Source organism: Enterococcus wangshanyuanii (assembly GCF_002197645.1).
Lineage (GTDB): Bacteria > Bacillota > Bacilli > Lactobacillales > Enterococcaceae > Enterococcus_L > Enterococcus_L wangshanyuanii.
In genome coordinates this window covers 674,694-698,821 of the sequence record NZ_CP021874.1, presented here as the reverse complement: position 1 = coordinate 698,821, position 24,128 = coordinate 674,694, and the positions used below count along the sequence as shown (strand labels likewise).

21 protein-coding genes and 1 other annotated feature (1 of these 22 only partly in view) are annotated in these 24,128 nt (G+C 37.8%); of the genes, 19 read left to right on the top strand and 2 right to left on the bottom strand.

Annotated features, from left to right (window positions below; genetic code table 11):
* The first annotated feature begins 286 nt into the window (after positions 1-286).
* The 8 genes from CC204_RS03260 (at position 287) to CC204_RS03230 (ending at position 7,707) form a co-directional block, all read left to right on the top strand.
* Entirely contained in the window at positions 287-721 is a 435-nt protein-coding gene (locus tag CC204_RS03260) for a YwiB family protein (protein WP_087640141.1), read from the top strand.
* Between the two features lie 75 nt (positions 722-796).
* Positions 797-1,420: a DNA-directed RNA polymerase subunit delta gene (gene rpoE, locus CC204_RS03255; RefSeq protein ID WP_162288319.1), complete on the top strand. Its 624-nt coding sequence runs from the start codon at positions 797-799 to the stop codon at positions 1,418-1,420.
* 305 nt (positions 1,421-1,725) lie between these two features.
* Positions 1,726-2,559, top strand: coding sequence for a PRD domain-containing protein (locus tag CC204_RS03250; RefSeq protein ID WP_087640139.1), 834 nt, complete (start codon positions 1,726-1,728; stop codon positions 2,557-2,559).
* A 22-nt stretch (positions 2,560-2,581) separates the two neighbouring features.
* Complete coding sequence (gene nagE / locus CC204_RS03245; protein WP_088268798.1) at positions 2,582-4,570, top strand: N-acetylglucosamine-specific PTS transporter subunit IIBC; 1,989 nt, start codon at positions 2,582-2,584, stop codon at positions 4,568-4,570.
* 200 nt (positions 4,571-4,770) lie between these two features.
* Positions 4,771-5,190, top strand: a complete 420-nt coding sequence (locus CC204_RS03240) for a hypothetical protein (RefSeq protein ID WP_227011224.1) — start codon at positions 4,771-4,773, stop codon at positions 5,188-5,190.
* 12 nt (positions 5,191-5,202) lie between these two features.
* The gene (locus CC204_RS21335; protein WP_176372776.1) at positions 5,203-5,364 is read left to right on the top strand and encodes a hypothetical protein; all 162 of its coding nucleotides are present in this window, start codon (positions 5,203-5,205) and stop codon (positions 5,362-5,364) included.
* A 180-nt stretch (positions 5,365-5,544) separates the two neighbouring features.
* Complete coding sequence (gene tuf, locus CC204_RS03235) at positions 5,545-6,732, top strand: elongation factor Tu (RefSeq protein WP_088268797.1); 1,188 nt, start codon at positions 5,545-5,547, stop codon at positions 6,730-6,732.
* A 99-nt stretch (positions 6,733-6,831) separates the two neighbouring features.
* Complete coding sequence (locus CC204_RS03230) at positions 6,832-7,707, top strand: PhzF family phenazine biosynthesis isomerase (RefSeq protein WP_088268796.1); 876 nt, start codon at positions 6,832-6,834, stop codon at positions 7,705-7,707.
* An 89-nt stretch (positions 7,708-7,796) separates the two neighbouring features.
* Here the strand turns inward: CC204_RS03230 and mprF are convergent, their stop codons facing one another.
* Positions 7,797-10,376 (bottom strand): bifunctional lysylphosphatidylglycerol flippase/synthetase MprF, encoded by a 2,580-nt coding sequence (gene mprF / locus CC204_RS03225; protein WP_188634475.1) that lies wholly within the window; start codon positions 10,374-10,376, stop codon positions 7,797-7,799.
* A gap of 18 nt (positions 10,377-10,394) precedes the next feature.
* Entirely contained in the window at positions 10,395-11,114 is a 720-nt protein-coding gene (locus CC204_RS03220; RefSeq protein WP_088268794.1) for an alpha/beta fold hydrolase, read from the bottom strand.
* Positions 11,115-11,328: 214 nt separating this feature from the next.
* Between CC204_RS03220 and CC204_RS03215 the strand changes: the two genes are divergently transcribed.
* From CC204_RS03215 to fur, 11 genes are all read left to right on the top strand, one after another.
* Positions 11,329-11,904: a lysozyme family protein gene (locus CC204_RS03215; RefSeq protein WP_373285302.1), complete on the top strand. Its 576-nt coding sequence runs from the start codon at positions 11,329-11,331 to the stop codon at positions 11,902-11,904.
* A 132-nt stretch (positions 11,905-12,036) separates the two neighbouring features.
* On the top strand, positions 12,037-14,373 hold the full coding sequence (locus CC204_RS03210) for a cation-translocating P-type ATPase (RefSeq protein WP_088268792.1): 2,337 nt from the start codon (positions 12,037-12,039) through the stop codon (positions 14,371-14,373).
* A gap of 29 nt (positions 14,374-14,402) precedes the next feature.
* Entirely contained in the window at positions 14,403-14,636 is a 234-nt protein-coding gene (locus CC204_RS03205) for a hypothetical protein (RefSeq protein WP_088268791.1), read from the top strand.
* Between the two features lie 52 nt (positions 14,637-14,688).
* Positions 14,689-15,588, top strand: a complete 900-nt coding sequence (locus CC204_RS03200; RefSeq protein WP_373285296.1) for an SPFH domain-containing protein — start codon at positions 14,689-14,691, stop codon at positions 15,586-15,588.
* Between the two features lie 285 nt (positions 15,589-15,873).
* The gene (dnaG, locus tag CC204_RS03195) at positions 15,874-17,778 is read left to right on the top strand and encodes a DNA primase (RefSeq protein ID WP_088268790.1); all 1,905 of its coding nucleotides are present in this window, start codon (positions 15,874-15,876) and stop codon (positions 17,776-17,778) included.
* Positions 17,779-17,855: 77 nt separating this feature from the next.
* On the top strand, positions 17,856-18,962 hold the full coding sequence (gene rpoD / locus CC204_RS03190; protein WP_087640128.1) for an RNA polymerase sigma factor RpoD: 1,107 nt from the start codon (positions 17,856-17,858) through the stop codon (positions 18,960-18,962).
* Between the two features lie 204 nt (positions 18,963-19,166).
* The gene (locus CC204_RS03185; protein WP_088268789.1) at positions 19,167-21,107 is read left to right on the top strand and encodes a cell division site-positioning protein MapZ family protein; all 1,941 of its coding nucleotides are present in this window, start codon (positions 19,167-19,169) and stop codon (positions 21,105-21,107) included.
* Positions 21,108-21,309: 202 nt separating this feature from the next.
* Positions 21,310-22,017, top strand: coding sequence for an AzlC family ABC transporter permease (locus CC204_RS03180; protein WP_088268788.1), 708 nt, complete (start codon positions 21,310-21,312; stop codon positions 22,015-22,017).
* Entirely contained in the window at positions 22,010-22,333 is a 324-nt protein-coding gene (locus CC204_RS03175; protein WP_088268787.1) for an AzlD domain-containing protein, read from the top strand. The genes CC204_RS03180 and CC204_RS03175 overlap by 8 nt, the downstream gene beginning before the upstream one ends.
* An 18-nt stretch (positions 22,334-22,351) precedes the next feature.
* On the top strand, positions 22,352-23,224 hold the full coding sequence (locus tag CC204_RS03170; protein ID WP_088268786.1) for a CvfB family protein: 873 nt from the start codon (positions 22,352-22,354) through the stop codon (positions 23,222-23,224).
* A 124-nt stretch (positions 23,225-23,348) separates the two neighbouring features.
* A complete protein-coding gene (gene fur / locus CC204_RS03165) occupies positions 23,349-23,816 on the top strand; it encodes a ferric iron uptake transcriptional regulator (protein WP_087640123.1) in 468 nt (155 codons plus the stop codon).
* Between the two features lie 117 nt (positions 23,817-23,933).
* Positions 23,934-24,128 (top strand) — a binding site (T-box leader) (it continues 49 nt past the right edge of the window).

The following is a 24,128-nucleotide window of genomic DNA, read 5'->3' as shown; positions in this document are numbered from 1 at the left end:
AAAATACAACGATTTTTATGAGCTAGTGTTATGAGCTAGTGTTATGAGCTAATTTTTCGAGAAAAAGATAAAATCTCAAAGTGGTAAAGAGCGCCACCTTCTGATTTTCCTATTTTCTATCAAAGTCAACCGAGCCCATTCCACTTTTATTATCTAGTTTCATGAGCTAATTTTTCGAGAAAAAGATAAAATCTCAAAGTGGTAAAGAGCATCACTTTTTGATTTTCCTATTTTCTATCAAAATTGAACGAGCTCATTCCACTTTAAAATTAAGGAGCGTGTCATTATGGATTTATCACAAGGAACACCTGTATCTATTCAATTGAAAACAATTGTCGATCAGGAGGGAGAAAAAAAGAATTTTTATTTTGATTTAGAAGGTCAAATCGTCAAAATTGGCGATACACTTTATATTCGCTATAAAGAAGAGCAGGAAGAGGGAGAGCCTGTGCCCGTTACGATCAAAGTTGAGCCGGATGGGAAAATCCAGCTGATTCGCGCTGGAGGATTGCGGATGCGTTTGAAATTTGCTTATCAGGAGCGTTTGGACACTAGCTATAGAACTCCATATGGACTATTCCAAATCACGACATTCACGCGCAATTTACGCTTTAGTTTAAAAGATCAGCCAGTAGCTGGAAGTATTCTAATTGATTATGATTTGTATTCTCAGGCAGAAAAAATCGGTGAATATCATTTAGAATTAGAATTTACTGCGTAATTATGTAAGAATCAATTGATTTTTTCTTCATGTTTTTGTATGATAAAGAATAGACTGTGAAAGGACGTGTACCGTTTGGAAATTAATGTATTTGACGGGTTGAACAAAGATGAATTATCCATGATCGAAGTTGCGCACGCAATTTTAGAACAACGTGAAGATGTGATGAACTTCTCTGATTTAGTAAACCAAATTCAAAATTATCTTGGAAAATCTGACAGCGAAATTCGTGACTCTTTAGCACAATTTTATACTGACTTAAATATTGATGGCAGTTTTATCTCTTTAGGAGATAACCGTTGGGGCTTGCGCTCATGGTATCCAATCGATTCTATCGACGAAGAAGTAACACATGGTTTAGAAGATGATGAAGAAGATAAACCACGCCGTAGAAAACGTAAGAAAGTCAATGCCTTTATTATTGATGCCAATGATGAAGACGTGATCGACTACAACGACGATGATCCGGAAGATGCAGAATTAACGGATGAAGACGAAGAGGATATTCTTTATGACGATGATGACGATGAGGATGAAGAAATCAAAGCATACAACTCTGACCTTCAAGAAATCGGTGCTGATTCAGATGATGAAGAAGAAGAGCTTCCAGGTATTGAAGAAGACTTGACTATCATTGATGAAGATGATGTAAATGACGACTTTGACGATGAAGACGAGTATGCCGACGAAGAAGAATAAGAGGATATCAGCGAATGTTTTTTATATAAGAACATTCGTTGATTTTTTTTAATCTTCCAGCTAAAAATCTTTTTGATCACTTTTTTGAAAAAAAAGATACAAATTGATTGACAAATGGTCTATATCTTTGTAAACTATCACTGTTAACAAAACGAATAGCGTTTTCATGTGACTAGATAATACTAGGCATGGAAGAATTTCTTTAAAATATGATATACTCATATTTTGACGGGATTGTTCTATGCTTTTTTTGTTGCTCTGGCACGTGAATGCGGACGATCTACTTCTGCAGAAGAGGAATGTTTATGAAAATCAAAAAGGTGCTAAATCAAAATGCAGTACTTGTTGAAGATGTCGGGCAGGAAAAGGTAGCTGTTGGCAAAGGCGTGGGCTTTAACAAGAAGAAAAATGACTTGTTATTCCCGCAACAGGTGGAGCGGATGTTTGTGATGGAACCAGATGGTGTAAAAAAACTACAGGTTCTATTATCGCAAATCGACGAGAAATATTTCTTTGTAACAGAAGAAATCATTGCACATGCTGAAATGGTTTTAGGTGAAAAACTAAATGAGCATATCAATATCGGGCTAAGTGATCACATTGCTTTTGCTGCTGAAAATATTCAAAACAATATTATTGTACGAAATAAACTCTTAAATGAGATCGAGATTCTTTACAGTGAAGAATTTTCGATAGCACAATGGGCTGTTGAGTATTTGACGCAAACATTGGAAATTCCATTTAGCTACGACGAAGCAGGTTATATTGCGATCCATATTCATAGTGCTCGCAGCGGGCGGACGGATAATAGTAAAAGTATTCGTGAAGTCACAATCGTTTCAGAAATTATTCATTTAATCGAGCAAGAATTGGGGATCAATATTCACGATGAAAAGATGAGTTTGAGTTATTCTAGGCTAGTCAATCATTTGCGCTTGTTTATTCACCGTTTTCAACAGAATCAATATGCAGTACTGGATGATGAAATTTTAGATGTAGTCCGCAAGAAATATGCGGAGAGCTATGAAATCTCTAAAAAAGTCCAGGTTTTGTTAATGAGGAATTTTCATTATCAAGTTCCAAATGAAGAATTAGGTTATCTGGCGATTCACATCGAACGCTTGAGGATGACCAAATAAAAGTGTAAGGGGAGAAACAAAAATGAAAGCATACATGCAAAGAATGGGACGTTCATTGATGCTTCCTGTAGCCGTATTACCGGCAGCAGCGATTTTAATGGGGATTGGCTACTGGATCGATCCAAACGTAATGACCGGATTAGGAGATCCGAATTTCTTATCTGTTTTCTTAGTAAAAGCAGGGGGCGCGATCATTGATAACCTGCCTGTATTATTCGCGGTTGGTTTAGCATTGGGAATGTCCAAAGATAAAGATGGTGCGGCAGCTCTTAGTGGGCTGGTAGCCTTCTTAGTTGTAACGACGCTCCTTTCAACGGCAGCTGTTGGCGCAATGAAAGGAATTCCTGTTGAGCAAGTCGATCCATCATTTGCAAAAATCGGTAATGCCTTTATCGGTATTTTATCTGGATTGATTGCTGCAGCAATGTATAATCGTTTCAGTCAGGTGAAATTACCAATGGCGCTATCCTTCTTTAGTGGAAAACGATTAGTACCAATTATGACAGCTCTAGCAATGTTAGTAGCTTCTGGCGTATTGTTCTTTGTTTGGCCAGTAGTATTCTCCGGTTTAGTAACTTTTGGTGAATCTATCTCTAAATTGGGTGCTGTTGGTGCTGGTCTTTACGGATTCTTTAACCGTTTATTGATTCCGACAGGTTTACACCATGCTTTAAACTCAGTATTCTGGTTTGACGTAGCTGGTATCAACGATATCGGAAACTTCTTGTCAGGTGCTGGTGAAAAAGGTGTCACTGGTATGTATCAAGCTGGGTTCTTCCCAATGATGATGTTTGGTTTACCAGCTGGAGCATACGCGATTTATCGTAACGCTCGTCCGGAAAAGAAAAAAGCAACTGCTTCATTGATGATCGCAGCAGCTTTTGCTTCATTCTTCACAGGTATTACTGAACCATTAGAATTTTCATTCATGTTCGTAGCATGGCCATTATATGTATTACATGCTATTTTGACAGGTATTTCATTATTCATCTCTGCAATTTTCCACTGGACAGCAGGTTTTGCATTTAGTGCTGGACTAGTCGACTTTGTGTTAAGCTTACGTAATCCAATCGCGAACCAACCGTATATGTTGATCGTTCAAGGATTAGTAATGGCTGTTCTTTACTTCGTAGTATTCGACTTTGCAATCAAGAAATTCAACTTGATGACTCCAGGTCGTGAAGAAGGTGAAGGCGAAGAAACTCCAGATGTTGCTGCTAGCGGAGATAACAAATTTGCTGTACTAGCAAGCAGAATCTACCAAGGTCTTGGCGGCGATGCCAATGTTACTTCTATCGATAACTGTACAACACGTCTACGTTTAACGGTTGCTGATACAAGTAAAGTCGATCAAGGTAAAATCAAAGCAACTGGCGTTCCAGGCGTGAAAGTCATTGATGATACAAATATTCAAGTGATCGTTGGAACTGAAGTTCAATTCGTTGCAGATGAAATGAATAAAATCCGTAACGGTGCTGCTCCAATTTCAGGTGAACCTGTAAAAAAGCCTGAAGTGAAAGAAGCAGTAGCAACACCTGTTGCTACAACAAAAGAAACTGAATTGTTTGCGGTAGCAAACGGAAAAGTTATCCCGATTTCTGAAGTACAAGATGATGTTTTTTCAGCAAAAATGATGGGTGACGGATTTGCGGTTATTCCAACGGACGGTGAAGTAACAACACCAGTCGCTGGTAAAATCACAAGTATTTTCCCAACCAAGCATGCTTTAGGAATTCAAACAGATTCTGGTATTGAAGTACTATTACACATGGGCTTAGATACAGTCGAGTTAAAAGGTGCACCATTTACACTTCATGTTGAAGAAGGTCAAGTAGTAAAACAAGGTGATAAGATCGCTACGATCGATCTAGCTGCACTTGAAGCAGCAGGCAAAAAATCTGATTTGATTGTTGTATTCACAAATCAAGACATCGTTGCTAACTATGATCTAGCTAAATCAGGTCAAGTAACAGCGATCAACGATACGATCGGTAAAGTAACAGTAAAATAGTCAATACTATTTACAGTTGGGCAAAGGCAGATTCCATGTGAATCGATTTTGTCCAGCTGTTTTTTTTAAACTACGTTTTATCAAATAATCATTGTCTTTCCTTGCTTTATTTTTTTTCTATGCTATGGTTAATGTGTAATTTGTTTTTAGGAGGAGATTATCTTGCGCGAATAGGGCTGGACACGAAGAGGTGCCAGTTGATGATCATATGGTTTCTTTGTGTCATATCGACTGAATATGATGAAGAAAAGGGAGATAAATCAATGATTATTGTTAAAGGAAATAATTCAAGAAAAATCGAGAAAGTTTGGGATTTAGTTAAGCGAGAGCATACTGGTAAGAAAGTTGCAATTGTCGGATATTCTGGAGATATTCCCTATAATTTTATTCGAGCAAAACAAATGCCGGCCTATGAAACAATCACAAAACATAATACACTTGACGACTTAAAACGTTTTTTAAACGACACTAAAAATAGATTTGAAGCAATCATTCTTTATATTGATTGTGATACTCATATGATCGATTCAATTAAAGAAATGACTAAATCTTATCAAGAGAAATTTATTTTGACGGTTTATGATGAAAAGGAAGCTGAACAAGTCGTTGATAGAATTTAAGGTGGGAGAAATATGAAGGAAAATACAGAACGGTTGTTGGGACTGATCGAGAAATTTCAAACAGAGGAGCTTTCTCTGGATGATGCAATAGAGTTACGCCGCTTATCGGCTGAATTTGCAAATGTATGCGGCGAAAATGTCGAACGTAAGATGGATCAATTTTATAAAAAATGATTTATGAAAGGATGGGACTCAAGACCATCCTTTTTTTGTTTATGATTTTAAACTTACAATTAGTAAGCATATAAGTTGTACTTTTTTTAAATAGGTATATAATAGCATTACAAAGGTCAATAAAGGTCAATTTAAAATCCTTTGATTGAACCTTTGAAGAAAATAGGAGGTTTGTAAATTATGGCAAAACAACATTATGACAGAAGTAAACCCCATGTAAATATCGGCACGATCGGTCATGTCGATCATGGGAAAACAACATTGACAGCTGCGATCACTACAGTATTAGGAAAAAAAGGCCTAGCAAACCCGCAGGACTATGCTAGTATTGATGCAGCACCAGAAGAAAGAGAACGTGGGATCACAATCAACACAGCCCATGTGGAATATGAAACAGAGGCTCGTCATTACGCGCATATCGATGCACCAGGACACGCGGATTACGTGAAAAATATGATTACAGGGGCAGCCCAAATGGATGGAGCGATTTTAGTCGTTTCAGCAACTGATGGTCCAATGCCGCAAACAAGAGAACATATTTTATTGTCTCGTCAAGTTGGTGTTAAATATTTGATCGTCTTCCTTAATAAAACAGACTTGGTAGATGATGAAGAGTTGATCGACTTGGTTGAGATGGAAGTCCGTGAATTACTTAATGAGTACAATTTTCCAGGTGATGACACACCAATCATCAAAGGCTCTGCATTAAAAGCACTACAAGGAGACCCAGAAGCAGAAGCTGCGATCATGGAATTGATGGATACAGTAGATGAATACATTCCTACACCTGAAAGAGATACGGACAAACCATTATTATTACCGGTCGAAGATGTCTTTTCAATTACGGGACGGGGAACTGTTGCTTCTGGTCGTATCGATCGAGGCAAAGTGAGCGTTGGCGATGAAATTGAAATCGTCGGTATTAAACCAGAAACACAAAAAGCTGTGGTAACCGGAATCGAAATGTTTAGAAAAACATTGGATTATGGGGAAGCAGGAGATAATGTTGGTGTGCTTTTACGTGGAATCACTCGTGATGAAATCGAACGTGGACAAGTAATCGCCAAACCTGGTTCTATTACTCCGCATACAAAATTTGTTGCAGAAGTCTATGTTCTTACAAAAGAAGAAGGTGGACGTCATACACCATTCTTTACAAATTATCGTCCGCAATTTTATTTCCGAACAACGGATGTAACGGGAGTTGTTGAACTTCCTGAAAATGTTGAAATGGTTATGCCAGGTGACAATGTAACGATCGATGTTGAATTGATCCATCCAATTGCCGTTGAAAAAGGAACGACCTTTTCAATTCGTGAAGGCGGCCGCACAGTTGGATCTGGCATTGTTACAGAAATAGAAAAATAAAAAAAGTCACACTAAGCATGTACGTCAAAACGAAAGTCTGTTTTTGACGTACATGTTTTTTTATTATATGATATGGACTAAAAAAGGGAGTGGTTGTTGATGGAGTGTTCGGTTTTAAGAATAGATGCATTTACTAAAGTTATTGGTCAAGGAAATCCAGCAGGTGTTGTCTTGGATGGTGATCAGTATAGTACAAAAGAAATGCAGGAAATTGCGAAAAAAGTTGGTTTTAATGAAACAGTTTTTTGTTGTTCGAGTGATCATGCGGATGTCAAATTACGATATTTTACACCGGGACACGAAACACCATTATGTGGACATGCGACGATGGGAAGTATTTTTGCTTTATATCATGGAAAAGGAAGTCAAAAGCGAGTCATTGAAACGAAAGCGGGGCTTCTTTCGGTCACTTATAATGATGAACAATGTGAAATCACAATGACTCAAGCAAAACCAAAGTTCATTGACTTTATGGGAGACAAAGAGGCACTTTGTAATAGTTTAGGAATCGATAGGACAGATCTTGATCCTATTTTGCCGATTCAATATGGAAATACAGGCTCATGGACCTTGCTGGTGCCGGTCAAAAATGAACATGTGTTAGATAAAATGTCTGCAGATGCTCAGCGGTTTCCAGAGTTATTGACTGAAATGCCGAAATCGTCGATTCATCCTTTTGCTATACGCTCAAAAGAAAATGCTGTGATGTCCGCAAGGCATTTTTCTTCTCCTTTTTCTGGAACGAATGAAGATTCTGTCACGGGTACAGCTTCTGGCGTGATGGGAGCATATGCCTTAAATCATGTTTATCCTACAGATCAAAAAAAAGAAATCACTGTTTTCCAAGGGAAGCATGTAAACAGATCAGGAAAGGTTTTAGTTCATGTTACTAGAGGGGAAAAGGGGGCACATTCGGTTGGAATAACTGGCACAGCTTGTTTTAATGAGGAGATAAAAATAAAGTTAAATAAGTGAAAAACGAATCAGGGACAAAACTATAAAACAGTTTTGTCCCTGATTCCAATGTTAGTTCAATTTATAGAGCATCTCCAGCAATCCAAGTCTTAACGTTGAGATCTATTTCTAAGAATACGACGAATACCGTGAACATTTTTTTGTTTTTCGACAGGTGCGTTGTCGATGATCAAGAGTGCGATCATAACATAAGCAATAAAGCTTTCTCTTGAATAAAGGGTATAACGCGGAATCCAGGCAGTCGCATATTTTTCTTTGTAATCCCGTAATCCTTGGAAAGAATAAAAACGAGAACCAAATTCATAAACAAGATAAGCGACGCGTTCTTGGATAAAGCTTTTTCTCGATGTTCCTACATTTGATAGTGGAGCCATCCCCAAGTTGAAATAGGCTAGACCTTCTTCTTGCATATGTTGGAATAAGGAGATAAAGAGGTAGTCCATCACGCCAGAAGGAGCCTCCTTGCTGTATCTCATTAAATCGATCGTTCCTTCTTCTTTCGTATAAGTCGGCATGATATTTGCAAAAGCAATGATTTTTCCTGATTGATTTTTAGCAACAGCGATTTGACTGCGAGATAGGTAATCTTCATTAAAAAAGCCGAGAGAAAACCCTTTTTCTTTACGACTACCCAGCCATTCATCTGAAACTTGTTTTAGCTCTGATACCAGCTCTTTTGAAAAGGGAGGGGCCAGGACTTCAAATGAATAGCTTTCTTTAGTGAAACGGTTCATAACAGCTCGCGCACTTTTCATTTTTTTGCCGGATAATGTAAAGCTTGGTAAATCAACGTGAGCTTCTTCGCCCATTTTAATGAAATCATAGCCAAACTCGTGTAAAAACATCACACTTTCTTCTGAAACTTCATAGAAAACAGGTAAATAGCCCCAACTATCAGCTTCAGTGATAAACTGCTCGATCGCATCAGAAAAATCCTCTTTATTTCCTGAAGGATCGCCCATGACGATACACTTATTGTTGATTGTTTTAAATTGGATCAAAACAGTATCTTCTTGAGCCTTATTCTGATAAATGTACATATCTTTGTCACCAAGAAAAATCAATTGACTATCTGTATTTCCGCCATAGGTCATCAAAAGCGATAATGCGCGTTCATCGTCCAAAGGTAGCCCGATTTTATATCGTTTTCCTTCAAGATAACGAATGAACAAATAACTGACTAAAGTGACTAATAAGATACCGATAAAGCCTGAAAGCCAAATTTTTTCAGACGGGAATAAGAAAAAGGAGATAAATTTGTGCTTGTGATGAGGGAAAGCCGGTAAGTTATAGACACCGATCACGATATATAGAATTGTTAGCGTCAGAAAAATTACGCCATCAACTGTGATCATTTCCCAAGAATAAACGAGTTGTTCTCGATATAACTGTCGCTTAGAAAAGACAATAATAAGCAAAAGCAAACTCAAGAATAAAATCACACCCCAACTAAAATCCTTCATAAAGGTATAACCAAGTGTAATGACGATCAATCCTATTGTAGGGAAATATGCCCGTTTCACACGCGCTGCAATGCCTCTGCCAGTGATCAAGAGTAAAAAACCTAGTAAAATTGCAGGGACTTGTGTGATGATGCGAAAAGAGAGCGGGTTTAGCTGTTTGAGCCAAGTTAACTCTGCAAAAGCTTCAGGGATCGTAGCTGATAAAACAATCATAATTCCAGAAAAATACATAAGGAAAACGACAAATTTATGAGCCAGCTCAGTTGAAAGCTCTCTGGGAATACCAGAATATCGATTATTCAACGAGTAGCTTAAATTGTTCATGAAGAAAATCATGCCGATCAGAAACGGTATAATATAGTAGAAGAGTCGATAGAGCAGGATCCAAGCAACGACAACTTCACGAGAGATACCAAGAGCAGACAAACCAAGAATCATCAGCAGGTCAAAACTGCCTAGTTCACCTGGGATCATCGAAATGATTCCGATAACAGACGCGGCAATAAATAATGGGATGATCTGTAATGGATTCATTTTGACCCCCATCAAAAGACCGATCAATAAGAAACTGCCTAAAACACCCGTCCATTCCATGAAAGAGGTTAGGATCAAACCAGCACGTGTTTTTTTGTCGATATCACCAATATAGTTGTCTTTTTTTAAAAAACTAACGAGTAGTACAATTGGAAAATACAAGCTGCCGCCAATTAACCAAACCCAGTATTGCTGGATATAATCGTTTGTATGGCCAAGTGTCACTAGTAAAAATGAAATAAGACTATAAATCGAAAGACCAGACATCAAAAAAAGTAAAATCTTCGAAAGAGCCTGAACCACTTTTTTACCATCTTTTTCTCTGCCGTAGAATTCAGAACGCAGACCGATACTGATCAATCCGCCGAAGCCGGCAATGTTATTGATCGTATTGATCATCCAGCTACTTTCAAATAAAAAGCGTTTTTTAGGATGTTGCCCTAAGATCCTGTTGAGAATTACATCGTAACCTAGCATCGGCAGTACAGAAATTAATCCAATAAGAAGCATCAAGGCAATCTTCCAAAGTGGGATGTCTTGAAAGATAACTCCTAATTGATTGAATGAAATAGTCTTACTGATCGTAAGAAGTTCGCGCAAGATGATCAGAATAACTGAAAAAATAAAAATTATTTTAAAATAACCGGTTCGTTCTTTGAACCATTGAAGCATTTTTTTCACTAAATACACCTACTTTTCTAATAAAAATGAGAGCACTTCTTGATTAAATAAATCCGGATTCTTTTTTGCAAAAGAGTGTCCTTGACTCGGCACTAAAACAAATGAAGCATTCGGAATATTTTTTGCCAGATATATCGAGTGAACCCGTTTGATCACATCGTATTTTCCAACAATGACTAATGTCTTAACTGTAAATCGCCTTAAATCATTTGTTGAGACATCGATATTTTTTCGCATCAACTGAATAATGGGCAAATAGTTTTTTGCTTTTTCACTGGCAACTGCAGCTAAGCGTATTAGCAAATATTCCAATTCCGTTAATGCTCTAAAAAAGGGCTTGACTCCTGAAACAGTTGTGTTTCCAGCGTTTAAAACAAGCCGATGAACGGCTTTGGGGTAGTTTTTAGTGAAGACCATTGCAACATTTGCGCCATCGCTGAAGCCAACAAAATCCGCTTGTTGAATGTGCTCCTGTTTCATGATCAAGTATAAATCTTCCGCCATCTGGTCAAATGACAAGATAGAGCTTTGATTGGTAGAATGTCCATGTCCGCGACTGTCTACGGTGATCACTTTAAAATGCTGACTGAATTCAGGTAATTGTTTCTCAAAATATTTTCCGCTTCCGCCATTACCGTGAAGAAGGAATAGAGGGAAGCCAGTGCCGCAAATTTCGTAATAAATTTGACTGTAATCCGCTGTTAATACTACTCTTTTTTCTCGTTTCATTTTATTCCCACCTGTCGTCTTTAGTATATCGGTTTTTGACTCGTTTTTAAACCGAAAAGGCAATTATCTAGTCACGTTTTATTAAAGAATAATAAAGAATCAGCATTTATTTAGATTTTTTTTTTAGAATAACGTATGATAAGTACTAACTTAAAAAAGTTTGGATGATATGATGGGCAAATTGGCGAGATTATTTAAAAGAGTATTATTATTAATGCTATTACTATTGATTATTTTAGCGGTTTATCTTGGCTATGATATTCGTAAAAATGTTAAACATGTGATGACCTTTGAAGACGAAGTAGAACAAGCCGTAAAAGAGAATCACATTCCTGAATATAAGGATGTTATTTTAGCAATTATCTACACAGAATCTAAAGGTAGAGCGGATGACTTGATGCAAAGCAGTGAGAGTGTCTATGGTCAACGACATATGATCGGCACATCAAAAGAAAGCATCGACGCTGGTGTTGCTTACTTGGCTCAGTCCATTGAAAAGGCAGAAGCAGCAGGCTGTGATCAGTGGACTGCGGTTCAGGCTTATAATTTTGGTTTGGATTATATTGAATTTGTTAAAGAACGCGGAGGCAAAAATACGGTTCGTTTAGCTGAAGAGTATTCAAGAGATGTTTTGGCTCCTTTATTAGGAAATGACGAGCAGAAAATGTATCGTTATTATCGGCCGCAGGCAGTTTTTCATAACGGTGGTTTTTTATATCGTAATGGTGGAAACATGTTTTATGCAGATATTGTTAAGATGAATTTGCAATTTATCAAATGGCTCAAATAAGTAAATAATCCTTGAGAATAATCGTCTATTGAAATTATGCGAATTCTCAAGGATTTTCTTGAAGTTCTTTCTATTAACAAGTAAACTAGAGAAGGTGTATCTTTAACAAGGAGAAAGTAGGGAAACAATTTCATGACAAATAAGTTTGATATAAAACAAGGCCTAACTCAATCGGAGGTAGAAGAGCGAAAGAAACAAGGTCTTCAAAATGATTATGAAGAAAATGTAGCTAAATCAACGAAAGATATTATTTACGATAATGTAATGACCTTGTTTAATTTTTTAAACTTTGCGATTGCGATTTGTTTATTTTTTGTTGGCGCATATTCTAATTTGGCCTTTCTGGCAATCATTTTGGTCAATATGGGAATGGGGATCTATCAAGAGATCCATGCCAGAAATTTAGTACAAAAGTTATCGATTGTTGCTAAAGAAAGTGTGCATGTTGTACGTGATGGCAAAGAAATCGAGATCGACACCAAAGAATTAGTGATGGACGATATCGTTGTGATCGCTGCAGGGGAACAGGTTCCTTCTGATTTAGAAGTGATCGAAGGCAAAGTTGAAGCAAATGAGGCCTTACTGACTGGGGAATCTGATTTGATCGAAAAAGTGCAAGGAGATATCCTTCTTTCTGGTAGCTTTTTAGCGAGTGGACAAGCTTATGCAAAAGTTATTCATGTAGGTGCCGAAAACTATGCAGTCAAAATTACAGCAGAAGCAAAAGTTCATAAACCTATTCAATCTGAGTTAGTGAATTCAATTCGAAAAGTATCAAAATTTACAAGTTTAGTTATTATTCCTTTAGGGGTCATTTTATTTTTAGAAGGCTTCATGATCAGAGATGCTGGATTAAAAGGTTCTGTGGTTGCTTCAGCTGCAGCTTTATTAGGGATGCTGCCAAAAGGGCTGGTTCTGTTAATTAGTATTGCGTTGACAACAGGTGTCGTGAAACTAGCTAAAAAACGTATCTTAGTTCAGGATATGTATTCGATCGAAACATTAGCTCATGTAGATACCTTATGTTTAGATAAAACTGGGACAATTACCGAAGGGAAAATGAAAGTTCAAAAAGTGACTGTGCTTCATGCCGATTATCACGAGAACTTTCCGCAAGTAATCGGTAGTTATTTAGCTGAAAGTACTGATAACAATATCACGATGCAAGCGATTCGAGAGTATTTTGAATTATCGAACCGTTATGGTGCTGAGCAGACGTTACCATTTTCTTCTGAAAGAAAATGGGGAGCAATCGACTTTACTGAGCTTGGGACAGTATACCTTGGTGCACCGGAAAAATTATTTTCTGCGGAGCGCTTACCTAAGGAAGTTTTGGATGCGCAAGAAAACGGGTATCGAGTGTTGATGCTTGGAATCGCTGGGAATACGCGTTTAGATGAACAAGAGATGCCTTATTTAGAGCCGTTAGCTGTATTAGAAATCGATGATCCGATTCGTCAAAATGCGAATGAAACGTTGGCTTATTTACGTGAAGAAGGAATCGATCTAAAAGTCATTTCTGGAGATAATCCAGTGACCGTTTCTAATATCGCTCGTCGTGCTGGTTTGTTTGGATATGAGTCATATATTGATTTATCCACGATGGAAACAGAAGCAGAGGTTCGCAAAGCAGTTCATGAATATACGGTGTTCGGCCGAGTGACGCCTCAGCAAAAACGGACGATCGTTCGTGAATTAAAAGATCATGATCACGTTGTAGCAATGACAGGAGACGGTGTAAACGATGTTCTAGCTTTACGTGAAGCAGATTGTAGTATCGCGATGGCTGAAGGAGACGGTGCGACCAGACAAATTTCTAATTTGGTCTTATTGGATTCTGATTTTACAACGTTACCGGAAGTTTTATTTGAAGGTAGACGCGTGGTCAATAATGTCACGAAAGTTGCCAGTATCTTTTTCATCAAAACGATCTATTCATTTATTTTATCGATGATTTGTATGTTCACAGCAATTGCATTTCCATTTATTCCGATCCAAATCACGTTGATCGATTTGGCTATTGAAGGCTATCCAGCGTTCTTCCTTTCATTTGAAGGGGATAAACGCAAGGTCAAGGGTAAGTTTTTACCTACAGCGTTACGAAATGCTTCAATAAATGCGGTTCTAGTTGTTTTGAATATCGTGGCTGTTTATCTCATTGGTAAAGGACAAGAGTTCGCTCAAATGGAAACGACGACATTGATGTATTATCTGTTGATCGGTATTAGCTGTATGGCTGTTGTCAGGGCATGTCTACCGTTTAATCCATTGCGGATTTTCCTTGCAGTAACGACAATTGGCGGTATTTATGTTGCGGCGATGTTGTTCCATCATATTTTAGAAGTTGGTTTCTTAACAAGCCAAACGTTACCGATTTTTGCTGTGATGATGGTGATTAATATTGTTGTTCGGTTATTGATTGGGCTTGTCCAAATGAAGCGCGCAGGGAAAACAATCAAAGAGCTTTAAAAGTGAATGAAAAATAAGGAGGGGTACTTGTGAGTGGTGAATATCAAATGCGTAAAACGATTGGAAAGTGTTTTCGATCTTCAACAGATAATTTTAATGGCGTGATTCGCATCTACGGTAGTCCTTATATGTATCGTGTAATCAACGGCATTCCTGAAAAGGGTGCAATGTTGGAAGTCGTTGATTTTTCTAGTACTGAATTATTTGTAACTGTAAATAATTATTTATTTGAAAGTGATGTGAATTATGTTGATAATCCTTAATATTTTTATTTTTATTATCGTTTTAGTTTTAATTCTAATTCTTGTGTCGAAAATGGTCATCATTGTTCAACAAGGAGAAGTAAAAATCGTTGAAAGTTTCGGAAAATATGTTAAAACAATCGATCCCGGTCTTCATTTTTTGATTCCAGTGCTCTATAAAGTTAGAGGCAGAGTGTCATTAAAGCAAACGCCTTTAGAGATTGAATCTCAAAGCGTGATTACAAGAGATAATGTTATCGTAGAAGTTGATGAAGCAATCAAATATCATGTAACGGATGTTCGTGCGTTTGTTTATGACAATGAAGATTCTGTTACATCGATGATTCAAGATTGTCAATCAAATCTACGCGGCATCATCGGGAAAATGGATTTGAATGAGGTGCTTAACGGTACCGAAGAAATCAATGTCAGCCTGTTTGAAAGTGTGAAAGATATTACTGCCGGGTACGGTTTATCGATTGACCGAATCAATATCGGTGAAATCTCTGTTTCTGATGAAATCGTTAATTCAATGAATAAATTGATCACAGCAAGCAGAGATAAAGAATCAACGATCACGATTTCGGAAGGTCGAAAACAATCGATCATTTTGGACTCCGAAGCCAATGCATCTCAAATGCAAATCGATGCAGAAGCCCGAGCAAAACAGACTAAAATCGACGCTGAGGCTCGCGCAGAAAGAACTAAAATCGATGCAAATGCAGAAGCAGAAAAAATTCGAATTACAACTGAAGCTGAGAGACAAAGAATTTTAGCTCTAAATCAGGCAATCAAAGACAGCGATTTAAATGATCAGGCGCTAGCTTATCTGGGCATAGAAGCGTTTAAACAAGTGGTTAAAAGCGAGACAAACACAGTCATTTTACCAAGCAATATGACTGAATTGGGCAATATCCCTGTTGTCAAAGAACTGTGGACAGCACAAGATAATAAAGATCAAGTGAATCAATAGCTCTAAAAAGCGACGAGTTTAATTGAGAGAGAAAACAGATGGTTCGTCATCTGTTTTCTTCTTTTGTATGCACTATTACAAATAACCATATTTATTTTATGTAAACTAATTAATATCATTTTTTCGAGAAGAAAATAAAAGTGCAATTTACTTGAAAATAATGCTGAATGTGATACAATGAACCATGTGTAATTGTGTCTTTTGGAAATCGCGCTGAAGGCTTCAGTGCTTTTTTACTGACTATCACGTGAATTAGCTTTTAGCTTTTTTTAGGAGGTGAGAACAGTGGCACAACGAATTCCTCAAGAAGTGATCGAGGAAGTAAGGCAACGAACAAATATTGTTGATGTTGTTGGACAGTATGTTCAATTGAAAAAATCCGGCAAGAACTATATGGGTCTATGTCCGTTCCACGAAGAACGTTCCCCTTCATTTTCGGTAGCAGAAGACAAGCAGATATTTCACTGTTTTGGCTGCGGAAAAGGTGGAACTGTTTTTAATTTTCTGCAGGAAATCGAAGGGATCAGCTTCCCCGAATCAGTCAAAAGAGTTGCAGAGCTTGAACAGATTCCTGTTTCCATTGATTGGAATACTTCTTATGATGGGGACACGACTGAAAGTATCCAAAATCGAAAATTGATTGAACTGCATAAAAAAGCAGCGGATCTGTACCATCACGTATTGATGAATACACAAATTGGCGAGCCGGCTTTAAATTATTTGCTCGAACGTGGTTTGACGAAAGAGTTGATTGAAACGTTCAAGATCGGTTTTGCTCCGCAAAAACGTGATTTTTTAAGTCAGGTTTTTCAAAATGAACAAATAGCTGAAGAATTATTTAAAGAATCTGGTCTGTTTATTCAGCGGGATAACGGTGAATTTTTAGATCGTTTTTATCAGCGTGTGATGTTTCCGATCAATGATGATCGTGGAAATATTATTGCTTTTTCCGGACGACTTCTTAAAACTGAAGAATTTTCGGGCGATGATATGCCGAAATATCTCAATAGTCCCGAGACGATCTTGTTCAATAAGAGAGATACTTTATTTAACTTTGATAAGGCTCGAAAAGAAATCCGCAAAGAAAATACTGTCTTCTTATTTGAAGGCTTTATGGATGTACTTGCTGCTTGGCAAGCTGGGATCACTAGCGGGGTTGCCTCGATGGGAACCAGCTTAACAAATGAGCAAATTCGCAAACTAGAGCGGGTCGCTCAAGAACTTGTTATTTGCTACGATGGTGATAAAGCAGGGGTGGAAGCAACAAATCGGGCGATTTCTTTATTGAGTGATCATAGTCGTTTCCAACTAAGTATTGTTAGTATCCCGGAAAAACTTGATCCGGATGACTATTTAAGAAAATATGGTAGTGATTCTTTCCGTGAGCTTGCACTTCATGGACGCGAAACGGTTTTTAGCTTCAAAATGCAATACCATCGCTTATCAAGAAATATGAACAACGAAAAAGAACAGTTGGATTATGTTAATGAACTACTCCAAGAGCTTTTACTCGTTCAGTCACCGTTAGAAAAAGATCGATATTTGAATCAGTTGGCCCAAGAATTTCAATTATCTTTTCATTCCTTGGAAGAACAATTAAAACAACTTGAAGCACAACAACGGTCGGTCAAAAGAAGAGAACGACAGCAAGCACCGCCACCACCGCCTGCTATGGAGATGGACGGGATGTTCGAACCACCTGAATTTTTTGAAGCAGAAGTTATTCCTTCCGCTCAAAATAAATTGCCTTTGACTCAAGTAGAAAAAGCAGAGCGAACCCTCATCTATCGTTTAATGAACGAACAGGGGATTCGTAATCAGGTCATGCAGCTGACTGATTTTAGTTTTGCACACGATCAGTATCAAGAGTTATATTTACTTTTGGACAGCTATATGAGTATCCACAGTGATTTTTTACTTGCTGATTTTGTTGACTATTTGAAAGACGAACCGACAAAGAAGCTAGCTATCGATATTTCTCTTCAAAAGATTTCTGAAGAAAGTTCGGATCGCGAAATCGCAGATGTTATCCGTGTGATTCAGAATTCCAGCTTGGAAGAACAAATTTCTTTAAAGCAACAGCAAAAAAAAGAAGCAGAACGAATTGGCAACAAACAATTGGTTGATGAGCTATCTATTGAAGTCATCGGCTTAGTAAGACAATTGCAAAAAAGTCGTACAGCCTCTTAATGAATTGATCAAGAGCATGTATTTGACTATTATTTATAGATTTAGCTGAATGGAAAAATGAAGGGGGCCTTCTTTTCATGGAAAAAGAAACAGAAAAAAAATATGCAGCTGCACTGGCAGCCTTTATCAAGAAAAACAAGCCTAAAGGAACTGTTTTTTATGATGATCTAACAAACACATTAGCAACACCATTTACATTGAATGCAGATGAAATGGAAAAATTGATCCAAAAAGTTGAAGACGCTGGTATCAGTGTTGTAGATGAAAATGGCGACCCTAGTGAACATAGTCTTAAAAAAGATGAAAAAGTTGCTGAAAAGGCCCAAATGGAAGATTTATCTGCTCCTACGGGTGTCAAAATCAATGACCCTGTACGTATGTACTTAAAAGAAATCGGCCGTGTTCAATTGCTGACAGCAGCAGAAGAAGTTGAGCTTGCCTTGAAGATCGAAGAAGGAGATCAAGAAGCGAAACAGCGTTTGGCAGAAGCTAACTTACGTTTAGTGGTTTCGATTGCTAAACGTTATGTTGGTCGCGGTATGCAATTCCTTGACTTGATTCAAGAAGGAAACATGGGCTTGATGAAAGCCGTTGAAAAATTTGATTACCGTAAAGGATTCAAGTTTTCAACGTATGCGACTTGGTGGATTCGTCAAGCGATCACACGTGCGATCGCTGACCAAGCAAGAACGATCCGGATTCCAGTGCATATGGTAGAAACGATCAATAAATTGATCCGAATCCAACGTCAATTACTGCAAGACTTAGGCAGAGAACCAACACCTGAAGAAATCGGTGCAGAAATGGACCTTCCAACTGAAAAAGTACGTGAGATCTTAAAGATCGCACAGGAGCCTGTTTCTTTAGAAACACCGATCGGTGAAGAAGACGATTCTCATCTTGGTGATTTTATCGAGGACCAAGATGCAACAAGTCCTGCTGAACATGCAGCATATGAATTGTTGAAGGAACAATTAGAAGACGTTTTAGATACACTAACTGACCGTGAAGAAAATGTCCTGCGTTTACGTTTTGGTCTAGATGATGGACGTACTCGGACATTAGAAGAAGTTGGAAAAGTATTTGGCGTAACTCGTGAGCGTATTCGTCAAATCGAAGCGAAAGCATTGCGTAAATTACGCCATCCATCTCGTTCTAAACAATTAAAAGACTTTTTAGAATAAGAGTAGTTACGGTTAAAAATGAATAAAGATAGCTGATAGAACGCTGTTTATCTAAGTTTTAAAGTGAAGCAAAACTTTTGTTTAGTTTTGCTTCACTCTTTTTTTAAATAATCGTAACAAAAAAGTTAGATAGTACATATTGGAAGAACGGCGTTTTTATGGTAGATTAGATTTACTTGAATGATAGAATGTGAGGCGGAATGAATGACGAAACAATGTCCAAATTGCGGAACTGAAATAGATAATAAAGAAGAAATCTGTCCAAATTGTGGTCATTCTTTTAAAGAAGACCAAAAAAGCGAAAAAATGTCAACAGATGAAACGAACACAGAAACGATCATCAACGATGAAGAATCAACCTCAAGTTTTCTTAATAAAAAACAAAATGAAAACATTGAGTGGTCGGAACTAAAAGATATGAGTATCGGTCATGTCATGACAATGTTTAACGAGCAACAAGAAGAAGCTAGCACGACTACTGAGGAAAGTGGACAAGAATCTGAGAAAATAATTGAAGACAAAGAAGCGGTTATTGAAGATACTGGTGCACTAGCCCAGTATATCAACGATCACAAAAATGAACAAGATAGCACAGACTTAACCTCTACGGATGAACCAAGAGATGTTGTAGAAAACGAAGAGGTTAAGGAGGTAGAGGCAATAAAGGATGAGATTGATTCTGAAGGAACAGAACAAGTCATTGAATCAGAAGTAGAATCTAACGACAAAGGACAAGATGAAGTGAAACCTACAGACGAGGATAAAAAACAAACTGAAGAACCAATGAATAATACACCAAAAGAAGGAATCACTAAGTTTGTTAAACCTGAAGAAAAACCGATTGGTCCAAAAGCATTACCGAAAGAAGCAAATGAAATTCCTTCTAATAGTAAAAAGCCAGAAGAAATTGAAATGGATGCAGCACCAATCTTTTTTAAAGATGGCGAAGAAGGGTCATCTTCTGCGAAAGATCATTTTGCAAAACCTGCGACTTCGACTACTAAAGATGAACCGAAATCTGACGATTCAAAACCGTCTAAACCAAAAAACTATAAAAAATTATCAATTGTTCTAGCAGCAGTTGTAGTACTTGCAGGAGGTTCATGGTTTGCCTATAGTCAAACACAAAAAGAAGCCTCTGACGGAACAAAAGTGTCTAAAACGAATGAAAAACTTGCTTCTCAAACGGAAAAAGAATTAAATAGTTATTTTACCGATGATAAACAACTATTCATCAAACCAGAGATGGTCAATTTGAGCCCGAAAACGATCAAAGAAAATCTGGACACATTGAAAGATGATCAAGACTACGATAAATTACAAGCGCTGTACGACAAGGTTACGACGAAACAAACGGCACTTTCACAAGTCAACGAGCTATTTGATCAACCTGTTATTTCTGGAAATAAATTAAATGATGTTGCAATCAAAGCCGACAAAAAAGTCGATATTAGCAAACATAATGAAAAAGACGAATTTGATAACTTGATCAATCAAGGGATCGATCAAGCAATCACACAATATGATCAATTACAAAAAGCTAAAGCCGCAGTTGAAGTTGTCTATAAAGATGATCAAACAACCGAAGCTTTGACACGAGAGACCTATAATGCCGCTAAAACTGAAGTTGATCAAGTTAAAAGCGATAACTTGCGTAAGCCACTAACAGAGGCGCTAGCAAAAGCGGATCAAGCATTGACTGAGCTAGAAGCAGCAACGGCAGCTCAACAGCAAGCAGCCGTCGATCAAGCAAATAGTCAGTCAACAGTTGGCAATACAGCTACTTATGATAATCAAGGAAATGGTGCACAGCCTGCTAATGGCGGACAACCAAATGCAAGTACATTTACACCTGCCAATGCTGATGGTGTTTATACTGCACCTGTTTACACTGCAGATGCAAATGACGTTAGTGATATGAGCAATCCAGCATGGGTTTGGGCACCTGGCGTTCAAGAGAAAGTCATTGCTACTTGTATCGAGCGTGGTTACATTACAGCAGGCAACTACTCTTTACAGCCTGCAAGGATCATTGATGGAGAAGGTTATTATAATCTCTATGGTGGAGATGGTCAGTATTTAGTGACGATCAATGCTAAAACGGGCTGGTTCAAAGGAAATGCTTCAAGAAATGCAGGAAGATAATCGGTGTTTTCTAGAAGAAATAGATGAGGCAAAGGTCTTTGTACTTTTGTCTCGTTTTCCTTCTGGATCCATCGCATAGGGCATTATGTCTATACAAAACAGATCAAACGCGAATGCCTGTATTTTTTAGAACAGAATTATTTGCTCTATATATGGATGAAAACAGCCAATGACGATTGGCTGAAATACAAGGAGAAACAGTATGGAAAAAAAAGAATATAACACATTTAAAGAAGGGATAATGGCTTGTGTTCCAACAATTTTAGGCTACTTAGGCATTGGAATCGCCGCCGGAGTGGTTGGTAAAAATGTCGGTCTATCGATCTTGGAAATCGCACTAATGTCCATTTTGGTTTATGCCGGAGGTGCTCAGTTTATTATTTGCGGCATGCTGGCAATTCATTCACCAGTTTCAGCAATTATCTTTACTACTTTTTTAGTAAACTTACGTCATTTTTTAATGAGCATGTCTGTTGCTCCATATTTTAAACAGGAGCCTCTGATTACAAGCATCGGCATCGGAACGCTTTTAACCGACGAATCATACGGTGTCTTGATGTCTGCTTTGAATAATGAAAACCGTGTCACTTCGGCATGGACACACGGATTGAACATCACGGCTTATGCTGCGTGGATTCTTGCCACGGTTATTGGCGGATTATTAGGTACTTGGATTCCGGATCCATATTTACTTGGCTTAGATTTTGCATTAGTTGCGATGTTTGCTGGTTTATTCATATTGCAGTTGGACGACCCAATAAAAAAACACACCAAAGAAACATTGATCGTTTTAGGAACGGTGATCGTTTCGCTGTATCTATTTATGGGCTTCTTTTCTCCAGAACTTTCAGTTTTATTTTCTACACTATTAGGCTGTACCGTTGGGGTGGTGAATTATCACGATGAATAATTATGTGCTGTTGACCATATTAGGATGCTCATTGGTCACTTGGATTCCACGGATTTTGCCTTTCCTGATTTCCAAACGTGTGGATTTTCCTAAATGGTTTTTACGATTTTTATCGTTTATTCCTATTTGCATCTTGACTGCGCTTTTATTTCAGAGTATTTTAGAAGCTCAGACAACAGGTTTTCCTAGAGTAAAAGTAATAGAAGCGCTAAGCTGTATTCCAACTTTACTCGTAGCTGTTCGTACGAAAGATTTAATGAAAACCGTTTTAGTCGGGATCGTAACGGTAGCTTTATTACGCATTTTTTTAGGCTAAGGCCAGAAGGAGCATATTATGAACGAATTATTAGCAAAAATATTTACCGCATTGGTGATCGATGAAAATGAGGGATATTACTTTTTACAAAAAAACGGGATCACTTTTCGTTTAGCAAAAGAAGAAGGGACTCATGAAATCGGTGAAGCCGTTGAAGGGTTCGGCTATTTGAATCAAAAGCAAGAGCCGGAGATGACAACGGTGATTCCAGCAGCTCGAATTGGTCAATTTGCTTTTGGTACAGTAACAGGCACTAGACGAGATCTGGGGGCTTTTGTCGACATTGGCTTAAAGGACAAGGATGTAGTGGTATCTCTTGATGAATTGCCTGTTATGCGCGAATTATGGCCTAAGAAAGATGACCAACTAATGATCGCACTCAAAGTCGATGACAAAGACCGTATTTGGGGTGAATTAGCAGATGAAAAATTGTTTAAAGCAATGGCTAAGCCTGGAACAGAAGACTTAAAAAATAAGAATATCAGCGGTATTGTTTATCGTTTAAAAATGGCGGGGACATTTATCCTAACGGACGATTTTCAAATAGGTTTCATCCATCCTTCAGAGCGTTATCAAGAGCCGCGCCTGGGTGAAAAAGTAAATGGTAGAGTCATCGGTGTACGTCCTGATGGCGTGCTAAATCTTTCATTGAAGCCAAGAGGATATGAAGTCATCAGTGATGATGCGCTGATGATTTTGACCTTCTTAGAAAGAGCTGCAGATCATAAGATTCCTTTTACTGATAAATCGAATCCTGAGGAGATCAAGCAGACTTTTGGCATCAGCAAAGCTCAATTCAAACGAGCGATCGGCAGCTTGCTAAAACAAGGGAAGATCAAGCAGGAATCTGGTTTTACTATTTTAACGGAAGTGGAGAAAGAGGAAAAATAAATCTTTTTTCATTCTAATTGAGAATCACTTGCAAATATTCTGTAGTTATTTTATACTAATTATAATCTAACTCTAGGGAATCAGACCCTAGTTTAAAATCATTCTAAATAAGGGGCTGCCAACTATGGATTCAACTGCTGCTTTAAAGAAAACGAAACAACAACTGCATGAATCTGGATTCAAACTAACGCCTCAACGAGAAGCAACGGTTTTAGTCTTACTAGAAAATGAAAAAGATCACTTATCAGCAGAAGAAATTTATTTTTTAGTCAAACAAAAAAGCCCTGAAATCGGTTTAGCCACTGTTTACCGCACACTGGAAATATTGACAGATTTAAAAGTCGTCGATAAGGTAAGTTTTAATGATGGGCTAGCCCGTTATGATTTACGCAAAGAAGGCGCCAAACACTTCCATCATCATTTATTATGTTTGGAATGCGGCAATATTCAAGAAGTCGAAGAAGACCTTCTTGGTGAAGTGGAGCAAGTGATCGAACAGCGCTATCATTTCATGGTGAAAGATCATCGCTTGACCTTTCATGGGATTTGTGAAGAATGTCAGCAGAAAAAGAAAAATCAAACAAAAGAATAGTGTTCCATTTGAAAAAGCCAACCAGTAGTTTAGATACTTTTGTTTGGCTTTTTGTCATTTGATTATAAAAATGATTGACAATGATTGAAGAATCTCTTACAATAGCTTCAATAAACAATAAAAGTATCGATAAGAAATAGTAAGATAAGACAGGTGTACAGAAAGTAGCCGGTAGTTGAGAGGCGCACAAACTTGGATTATCCGAATTCCTCTTTGAACTTCACACCGAATGAAGTAGGCTGTGACGGTTAGTGCGCGCCCGTTATTGTGCCAGGGTATATATTTGTACCTATTAAGGCAATGAGTGTGAGC